Source organism: Streptomyces sp. NPDC054863 (assembly GCF_053610825.1).
Genome location: NZ_JBSGZD010000352.1, coordinates 1 through 7,753 on the forward strand (window position 1 = coordinate 1; position 7,753 = coordinate 7,753).

A 7,753-nucleotide genomic window follows, 5' to 3' on the forward strand; every position below is an offset into this window, starting at 1 on the left:
GAACAACTCCCACAACTCGTCCGGCACCAGCCGCTCAACGATCCCCACCATGACCCACAGAATACCGGCAATGCCAAATGAGATGACTTCTTAGGCCGTGTACCGAAAGTGGATCTTGAGTTGTGGATGATCCAGGTTCATGGGTCGGGGAGATCTGACGGACGAGCAGTGGGTGGTTTTGGAGCCGTTGTTGCCGAAGGGGACGAAGGCAGGGCGGCCTCCCGTCTGGCCTCGACGGCAGCTGATCGACGGCATACGGTTCCGGGTCCGCACCGGTGTTCCGTGGCGGGACGTGCCCGTCGAGTACGGGCCGTGGGGCCGGATCTACGACCTGTTCCGTCGCTGGCAGCGGAAACGGCACCTGGCACCGGATCCTCACCCGCCTCCAGTCCCTGACCGACGCGAAGGGCGCGATCACGTGGGACCTGAGCGTCGACTCCACGGTCTGCCGCGCCCATCAGCATGCAGCCGGGGCCCGCAAGCAGGGCGGCCTGCAAAAGAACCACCGGGCGGCGTCCTTGACGAGCCCCGCGATCACGGGCACGGACGCTCCCGCGGCGGGTTCACCACCAAGCTGCACCCTGGCCGTCGAGCGAGGTCAGAAGCCCATGTCGACCGTGGTCACGGCAGGACAGCGCGGCGACTCGCCGCAGTTCGAATCCGTACTGGAGAAGATCCGCGTGCCCCGCACCGGACCGGGCCGGCCACGCATCCGCCCCGGCCGCGTGCGGGCCGACAAGGCGCACGCCTCCCGTAAGAACCGCGCCTACCTGCGCCGCCGGGGAATCCGCTGCACCATCCCGGACAAGGCCGGCCAGGCCCGCAACCGCAAGAAGCCCGGTTCCCGCGGCGGCCGTCCGCCGAAGTTCGACCCGGAGGATGACAAGGCCCGCCACGCGGTCGAGTGCGGCATCAACCGCCGCAAAAGGCACCGCGCCGTGGCCACAAGGCATGACAAGCTCGCGGTCCGCTACGAAGCTACCGAGCTGGTCGCGGCCATCAACGAGTGGCTGTGACCAGCACCTTCCCAGGTCGCGCGGGGACGGTGTCAGCGGTGTCCCAGCACGTTGACCACTCGGCCGCTGGGATCGCGGACGAAGAACCGCCGCACGCCCCACTCCTCGTCCTGCAAGGGATGAACGATCTCCGCGCCGCTGTCCCGCACGACCGCATAGGCCGCGTCCACGTCGTCCACTTCGACGCTCATGTCGGGGGTGACCGGGGCGGTCTTGTCGCTGGTCATCACGCTGACCTGCGCCGCTGGGGCGGACGGAGAGGCGAGCGTCATGATCCAACCATGGTTCATGACCTCCTCGAAGCCCAACAGCCCATAGAACTCCCGGCTCTCCAGTACAGCCTCTGACTGGATGTTGGGCACGACACGACGAACGGCCATCGACGACTCCAAACGAGAATCCTGACTCCGAGACTCTCCAGGAGTACTACGGCACGTCCGCCACCGCACGCACTTTCGCCACACGGCCCAGTACGTTCTCATCGCGGTCGCGGAGCATCCGCATGATGGTGGCCGCTGACGGGTGCCGGCCTTTCTTCTTCCCGGTGGAGATGACGAGCCGCTCGGTGATCTCCCCCAGGCTCGCCGCAGCGTAAGATCCCTGGCCGCCCGATTCCGGGCCGCCATGTACGCAGCGTCTGCTGCCGCCCCGAGCGTCTCGCCTGAGTTGTCCGGCAGGGCGCTGAGGCTGTTCAGCGCTACGGCAGTGTGCGGCGCCGGCAGCTGCCAGGCCGACCACGGCGGCGGGTCCTTGGAGGTCGCCGGTCTCCCCGGCGGCTTCTGCTGCGGCCTTCAGCGGGCGGGCGGCCAGTTCCGTAAAGCCAGCAGGTCCCAGTCAGGTACCGGGCGACTGATGTCGCGTGCCAGCGGGCGCAGCCGCGCGGCCGGCCCCGCCGCGGAGTGCCAAGTCAACTCGACACTTCCTCCCGTCGCCGGTCATCGCCGGCCGTGGCGGGGATGGCGTTGTCGATGAGGTCGGCGGCGCCGGCTTCGCGGGCGGTGTCGGCGAGCCGCGCGGCGACGGCTTTCTTGTAGTCGCGTGCGTACTGGGATGCGGGGTGCTGGGGGTCGTGGAGTTCGACGGCGGCGGCGATGTAGGGGCACAGCTGCTGACTGACGCCGGCCCGCTGCTGGCCTCCGCGCACGCGGCCCGCCGCCGGGTGACCGTGGCCGCGCGGGGCAGCCAGCGGCTGATGGTCGGCTTCCGAGCAGGCATCGCGGTCGCTCCGGCGGTACAACTGTTCGCCACCCGGCACCCGGACGTTCTGGTGGACGTGCAACGGATCGAATGGGACGACCAGGCCCCGATGCTGCTCGACGGCCGCATCGACGTCGGCTATGTGCGGCTGCCCATGGACGAGGCCGGCCTGCGCGTCGCCCCGCTCTACACCGAGCCACGGGTGGCGGTGCTGCCCACCGGGCACCGATTGGCCGGCAAGGAGGAAGTCACCGAGGCCGACCTGGCCGGCGAGCCGCTGGTCTGGCATGCCGACCCGAGCACGCAGCCCACCAGGCGCCCGCACCCCAACGCCGGGTACCTGGCGCGCGGGGTGGACGAAACGCTTGAGCATGTCGCGGCCGGCCGGGGCATCTCATTCCTGGCCCGCTCGGCGACCGTTTTCTACTCACATCCGGACGTCATCTATGTGCCCGTACCGGATCTGGCGCCCGACCAGGTGTGCCTCGCAGTGCCGGCATCGCGCATCTCGCCAATGGTCGACGACTTCTTCACCGCGGCTCAGGCGGCGGCGGAGATCACGGCAGAATGTGGGAACTATGAAATGTGGCAGCGTGGGGGCTACGCCGCTGCAAAGCACGGTTGAGCAGTTGGACTGACAACAGCAGCGACCAACAAAGGGCGCGCTCAGCGCAGGCGAGGCTGGGCTTGATCCGCTTTGACGGACATTCGAGGTCAGGGGTTCAGCCCCGAGAGGATGTCCATCATGGAGAGCATGGGGAAGAAGAAGCCTCGCCGCCCTCGCCGTTCGTTCACGCCGGAGTTCCAGGCCGAGTTCGTCCGGCTCTGCCGACGGGGTGACCGCTCGGTCGGACAGGTCGCTAGGGTCTGTCCGGCGGATCAGGCCGCACCGGAGTGACCTCCTCGTTCTCGCTGCGGCGGAGCGGGGTCTGGTGCGTGCAGCTGCAAGGCGGAGGATTGAGGCGACGCGGAGCGTCGTCGATTGACGACAACGCCGAGGGGGTCCCCCCTGGTCCTTAAGACCTTGGGGGCGTGGGTGCCAGGGCACGCGACCGGGGCAAGATCCGCCGGACAGACCCTAAGGACTTCGAGCTCATCCGAGACCGCGGTGCGGGACTGGGTGAAGCAGGCTGAGGTCGACGCGGGCGAGCGCAACGGGCCGACCAGCAGCGAGCGCGAGGAACTGGCCGCGTTGCGGCGGGAGAACCGCCGGCTGCGCGAGGATGTCGACGTCCTCAAGCGGGCTGCAGCTTTCTTCGCGAAGGAGACCCGGTGACGGTGCACCCGTTCATCGAGGCGGAGAAGCAGGCAGGTCACAGCGTCAAACGGGCGTGTGAGTTGATGAAGGTCTCCCGGACCGCCTTCTATGCCCGTCGCTCCGGCCTGCCCGGCCCCCGTGCGGTGCGGGACGCCGAGCCGACCGAGCAGATCACCGAGGTCCATGCGCAATCACGCGGAACCTACGGGGCCCCGCGCGTGCATGCCGTGCTCAAGCGCGAGGGTGCCGGGTGTGGCCGCCGTCGCGTCGCACGGCTGATGCAGGCCGCCGGGCTGCAGGGCCGACACCGCCGCCGGCGGCATGTGACCACGATCTCCGATCCCCGGGCGGCTCTCCGTCCTGACCTCATCGTCCGGGACTTCCGGCCCGGTACCATCTCCAGCCCCAGCCGGTCGGCCACTTCCCCCGCCGAGATCCCCTCCGTCCTGGCCGCACCGGACTCCACCAGCTCGACGATCCGCCGGTAGTCCACCGCGAGCGCATCCACGGACTTCCCCGGATGCCAGCGCGGCACGGCCGACCCCGCGACGGGCGTCTTCACCATGCCCGCCGGCACCGTGTCCTCCGTCTCAACCCGGTCCTCGACCGGTGCATCCGCCGTCCCGGCCGGAGCAGCCAGGGCCTCGACAAACTCCGTCCGGGCGATCACGCGACGCGCCAACACCACTTCTGAATCGGCGAGTTCACCAAGAACCCGTTCCGCCTCCGCCCGAACCTCCTCGGCCCGCACCCGGGCAGCCGCCTCCCGCTCCTCCAGCAACGCCGTCACCGACGTCACCGGGCACCTCCGCATCGCCGAGCCTGGACCGAATTTCCGAACCCTGCACCGACGACGTCGAACCATGCCTGACCAGCGGAAACTCAGCGATCACATTCGGTACGGCAACGGCTTCTCAGCCCACCGAGGGCCTGGTGAAGGTCCTCCCACGCGGTCGCAAGCAGACTCGCATCCGTAGCCCCTTCCGCAACGAGCAGGCTTCCCACCTTCCCGTCGCCACGCAGAACCATGGCCCCCGCGTCCCAGTACGACGCATACCGCACAAGCTCCGCGAGAAGAGGGGCGGCCAGCGCGTGGCGAACCTCCTCGTCATTGCGGCTTTCCTCAGTGGTTGCCGTACGACACAAGGGCCGAAGGCAGTCGATCTGCGCGGTCCCCCGAAGGGAACCGCAGCGAAGGTGCCCGTTCTTCTGCGGATGTTCGAAACCGTAGGGAGGATCCACTTGAGCAGGCGCGTCACATCCGCTTGAGGCCCAGCAATTGGAGCCCGGCGAAGCATCCGACCGTCAGGGCCTGGAGCACGATCCAGACTGTGCCGACGCCCGTCGGGGTGAGCGTGCCGGCGAGCGCCACCGTCAGGCTGAGGGCGACCCAGAGCAGGTTCGCCGCGGCGATCGTGGTCAGGGCCGGGCGGCTGATCTGCTTACGGGTTCCCGCCGCCAGTACGCCCAGTGCGAAGAGCAGGAGGAACGCGCCGACCGGGTACTGGACCGCCGTCGCGATGCCGAACCAGGAGTCAAGGACCGTGGCCAGGCCCAGGTAGGCGAGGGCGTTGAGGCCGGTGACCACCGCGTCCAGCTTGAGGGCCAGGCGGGCGAGGCCGTCGGTCCCGGTGGTCCTCGCGGGGGTGGCCCTACCGTCGAACTGGGCAGTAGTCACAGTCGTATTCCTCTCGTACGCAAGGGAGTTGTCCAGTCACGGATGCGCCTCGTTCAGCGGGCCGCGACTGCTCCTGAACGGTAGGCAGCGCCGGGAGGAGGCTCAATTACCTCCGAGGTAACCCGCCGTGCCCGTACCGCGGAGAGCTCTCGGGTCACGAGCACCGCCGACGACACGACGGCGGAGACCCCGAGCCAAACGAAGAGGGCGGGCCAGACGTACGCGACCATGACCAGGTCCGCGCCCCCTTCGGTGAGCAGGCCCGCCAGCGCTCCCAAGGCGCCCCCGTGAACCGCCGAGTCTCACCAAGACTCGGTATGTTCCCGAATATCCCTGGCGACGCGATTATTTGGGTCCCGCACACTGGCCCGATGGCCACACCGGTACGTACGAACACGTGGTCGTCGCCGACAGCGTGCGCTCTACCCGCAGGGCCTGCACCGGTCCCTTTGCGCGCCGGGACGGTGCGCCAGAACGTCAGCATCTGCAGCAGCACCCATGCCTATCGGCATTGTTGAAGCGGGGAAGGGACAGGAATGGCTCAAGATGGCGGCGGCCCCCAGCTCTTGTAGACCGCATCACCCCAGTCTTCTTCGTAGGCTCTGCGGATGTGCAACAGGTCGAGGGTGACCCCGGCACGGGCGTCCCGGAATGCCTGGCCAGCGCGGTCGTACGCTTCCTGCCAGGTGGGTGCCCGTTCGTAGGTGTGTCGTGGATGCCTGTTCCCGCCTTCGGTCACCACCCACGTGCAGCGGGCCACCCAGCCGCGCAGGGACTCATCGGCTTCCAGCTCCTCCTGCGAGATCCACGTCCCGGCCCTCTCGCACCAGTACAGGGTCGCACCGCGAACAGTGTCGTCTGCGGGGTCGAGGTCGATGATCGCCAGCCTGGCAGCGTCGCTCAGCCGGCCGGGGAGAACGAGAGTCGTCGGGGCAGGAGCATCCGGGACAGCAGACTCAAGCTCCGCTCCCGCCCCGGCGTTCCAGGAGGGGCGCCTGAGCCGGATGCGTCCGAGTGCCTGAGCTGTCGACTCCCCGAGGTGCTCACCGAGCTTCTTCGCCCACTCTTCAAGAAACGGACCGAGCGCCTTGACCGCCAGAAACCCGGCCAGGACCGTCCCCGCGTCCCCCAGACTGATCTGGAGCGGGGGGAAGCCGCCGTCTCCCTCTCTCCTCGGAAGCACAGCCGCAAGGCGCCTGCGGGCTTCCTCCACCAGCTGCTCCGGTGCGTCACCGAGCTCGATCAGCGCCGACAGCGCAGTTGAATAGGCTTCCCTAGCAAAGTCGAGCAGCTTGTCCCGCCCGTCCGAGTAGGACTCCTCTCCCCGTGCCGGCCGTCTGATCGGCCCGAGACCTGCGGCCTCCTCCCACTCCGCGCCGCGCGCCGTCAGTACCTCGAATCGGGACAAGAGGATTTCTCGGCTGCCCGCGCCATCAACCTCCTGGACGAACTTCCCCACTTCCCGCTTAAACTCCCAAGCCTCATCCTTGCGGTCCTCCTCGTAGAGGGCCTGCGCGACTAACGACAACGTCAGGGCCTCCGCACTGGTGTCGTTCTGCGCGCGGGCGTCCGTAAGCCGGTCCCAGGCGACGTCGAGGCCGAATGGTGATTTGCTTTCACTCATGCGGCTTACTCTGCCGCGACATGAGCAAGGATGTTGGGGAAGTTCGCCTTTGGCGTGCATCGCGGCCACATCCAAGAAGGCCGGGCTGTCTACCGGACGGCCGGACCGGTGCACAACACCATCAGCTCTTCCGCCCATCCGCCGGGGACGGCTTTCGATGTCGTCCCTTACCGGGGGCAGGGCGGTCCCACTCGGCGGGCTTCTCCTTGGCCGGCGGCGGGTACAACAACGCCTGTGCTGCAGCCAAGTTGTCGACCACCCTGAGGTTCACCCACTCTGTGCCGTTCCACTCCTCGACGAGCCGTGGCGCATCCGGCTGGACGTGCGATCCGCGGTGCGGGCCCGGATGTTCTTCAAGCTGCACGTCTGTCGCGGCCGCAAGGGCGAGCCGAAGCCATTCACCTGGCAGGACTACCGCGACTTCATGCAGATGGTGCACCTGCAACTGGGCACCCCGGTGGTGTGGGTCCGGGACAACCTCTCCGTCCACCTGCAGCAGGAGATCTTCGACTTCGCCGAGGAGCACAGGGACTGGCTGGTCATCTTCCATCTGCCGCCGTACGCACCGGAGATCAACCCGCAGGAGGGGATCTGGAGCCTGCTCAAACGGGCCCTGGCCGACTTCGCCGCTGCGGACCTGGCACACCTGACCCGCGTGATCAAGAAGATCCAGTACCGGCCGCATTTGATCGACGGCTGCCTGCCCACCACCGGCCTGGACCTTGTCGGCCTGAACGATCAGCCGGGCATCGCGGATTCAACCTGAGTAACCGGTACGTATTCGAACCCTGCGGCATGCCCCGCAGGCCGTCTACCTCCAGCTCAGCTCAGCGGCCTCCAGAGCAACAGCTCCGGCCGGTTCTCGTATTCGCGGCGGGCCTCGCGCTGGGCGGAGGCCGCCGGTGCGCGCGTCAGCGCACGAACTTCGCGCTTCCGAAACGGGTGGCACGAGGGCCAGGTGCAACGGAGCCCCGTCGGTT

The 7,753-nt window shown here is 68.1% G+C and carries 10 protein-coding genes and 1 pseudogene; 6 read left to right on the forward strand and 5 right to left on the reverse strand.

Going from position 1 to position 7,753, the window contains the following annotated elements:
* Positions 1-139: 139 nt before the first annotated feature.
* Positions 140-298, forward strand: a pseudogene (locus tag ACWGIG_RS34765) (transposase); the annotation flags it as partial.
* Positions 276-1,016, forward strand: a complete 741-nt coding sequence (locus tag ACWGIG_RS34770) for a transposase (RefSeq protein WP_453325690.1) — start codon at positions 276-278, stop codon at positions 1,014-1,016. The pseudogene ACWGIG_RS34765 and the gene ACWGIG_RS34770, both read left to right, overlap by 23 nt.
* Before the next feature lie 32 nt (positions 1,017-1,048).
* Here the strand turns inward: ACWGIG_RS34770 and ACWGIG_RS34775 are convergent, their stop codons facing one another.
* Positions 1,049-1,396 carry a VOC family protein gene (locus ACWGIG_RS34775; protein WP_453325691.1) on the reverse strand — a complete coding sequence of 116 codons (348 nt, stop codon included), beginning with the start codon at positions 1,394-1,396 and terminating at the stop codon, positions 1,049-1,051.
* Positions 1,397-1,923: 527 nt separating this feature from the next.
* Positions 1,924-2,160 carry a hypothetical protein gene (locus ACWGIG_RS34780; RefSeq protein WP_453325692.1) on the reverse strand — a complete coding sequence of 79 codons (237 nt, stop codon included), beginning with the start codon at positions 2,158-2,160 and terminating at the stop codon, positions 1,924-1,926.
* Positions 2,161-2,175: 15 nt separating this feature from the next.
* On the opposite strand from ACWGIG_RS34780, the gene ACWGIG_RS34785 reads away from it, so the two are divergent.
* The 3 genes from ACWGIG_RS34785 to ACWGIG_RS34795 all read left to right on the forward strand — a co-directional run bounded on the left by ACWGIG_RS34785 (position 2,176) and on the right by ACWGIG_RS34795 (position 3,959).
* Positions 2,176-2,838 (forward strand): LysR family substrate-binding domain-containing protein, encoded by a 663-nt coding sequence (locus tag ACWGIG_RS34785; protein WP_453325693.1) that lies wholly within the window; start codon positions 2,176-2,178, stop codon positions 2,836-2,838.
* Between the two features lie 495 nt (positions 2,839-3,333).
* Positions 3,334-3,489: a hypothetical protein gene (locus ACWGIG_RS34790; RefSeq protein WP_453325694.1), complete on the forward strand. Its 156-nt coding sequence runs from the start codon at positions 3,334-3,336 to the stop codon at positions 3,487-3,489.
* Positions 3,486-3,959 carry an IS3 family transposase gene (locus ACWGIG_RS34795; RefSeq protein WP_453325695.1) on the forward strand — a complete coding sequence of 158 codons (474 nt, stop codon included), beginning with the start codon at positions 3,486-3,488 and terminating at the stop codon, positions 3,957-3,959. Before ACWGIG_RS34790 ends, ACWGIG_RS34795 begins: the two co-directional genes overlap by 4 nt.
* Before the next feature lie 767 nt (positions 3,960-4,726).
* Here ACWGIG_RS34795 and ACWGIG_RS34800 read toward each other — a convergent pair.
* The 3 genes from ACWGIG_RS34800 to ACWGIG_RS34810 all read right to left on the reverse strand — a co-directional run bounded on the left by ACWGIG_RS34800 (position 4,727) and on the right by ACWGIG_RS34810 (position 7,212).
* Positions 4,727-5,149, reverse strand: a complete 423-nt coding sequence (locus tag ACWGIG_RS34800; RefSeq protein ID WP_453325696.1) for a hypothetical protein — start codon at positions 5,147-5,149, stop codon at positions 4,727-4,729.
* Between the two features lie 541 nt (positions 5,150-5,690).
* Positions 5,691-6,773: a hypothetical protein gene (locus ACWGIG_RS34805; RefSeq protein WP_453325697.1), complete on the reverse strand. Its 1,083-nt coding sequence runs from the start codon at positions 6,771-6,773 to the stop codon at positions 5,691-5,693.
* A 121-nt stretch (positions 6,774-6,894) separates the two neighbouring features.
* Positions 6,895-7,212: a DUF6087 family protein gene (locus tag ACWGIG_RS34810; protein WP_453325698.1), complete on the reverse strand. Its 318-nt coding sequence runs from the start codon at positions 7,210-7,212 to the stop codon at positions 6,895-6,897.
* Between ACWGIG_RS34810 and ACWGIG_RS34815 the strand changes: the two genes are divergently transcribed.
* Complete coding sequence (locus ACWGIG_RS34815; protein ID WP_453325699.1) at positions 7,096-7,539, forward strand: transposase; 444 nt, start codon at positions 7,096-7,098, stop codon at positions 7,537-7,539. The genes ACWGIG_RS34810 and ACWGIG_RS34815 overlap by 117 nt on opposite strands.
* The last annotated feature ends 214 nt before the right edge of the window (positions 7,540-7,753 follow it).

Coding starts and splice junctions, on each gene's coding strand:
- ACWGIG_RS34775 (WP_453325691.1), bottom strand. CDS start 1,396: ATGGCCGTTCGTCGTGTCGTGCCCAACATCCAGTCAGAGGCTGTACTG.
- ACWGIG_RS34805 (WP_453325697.1), bottom strand. CDS start 6,773: ATGAGTGAAAGCAAATCACCATTCGGCCTCGACGTCGCCTGGGACCGG.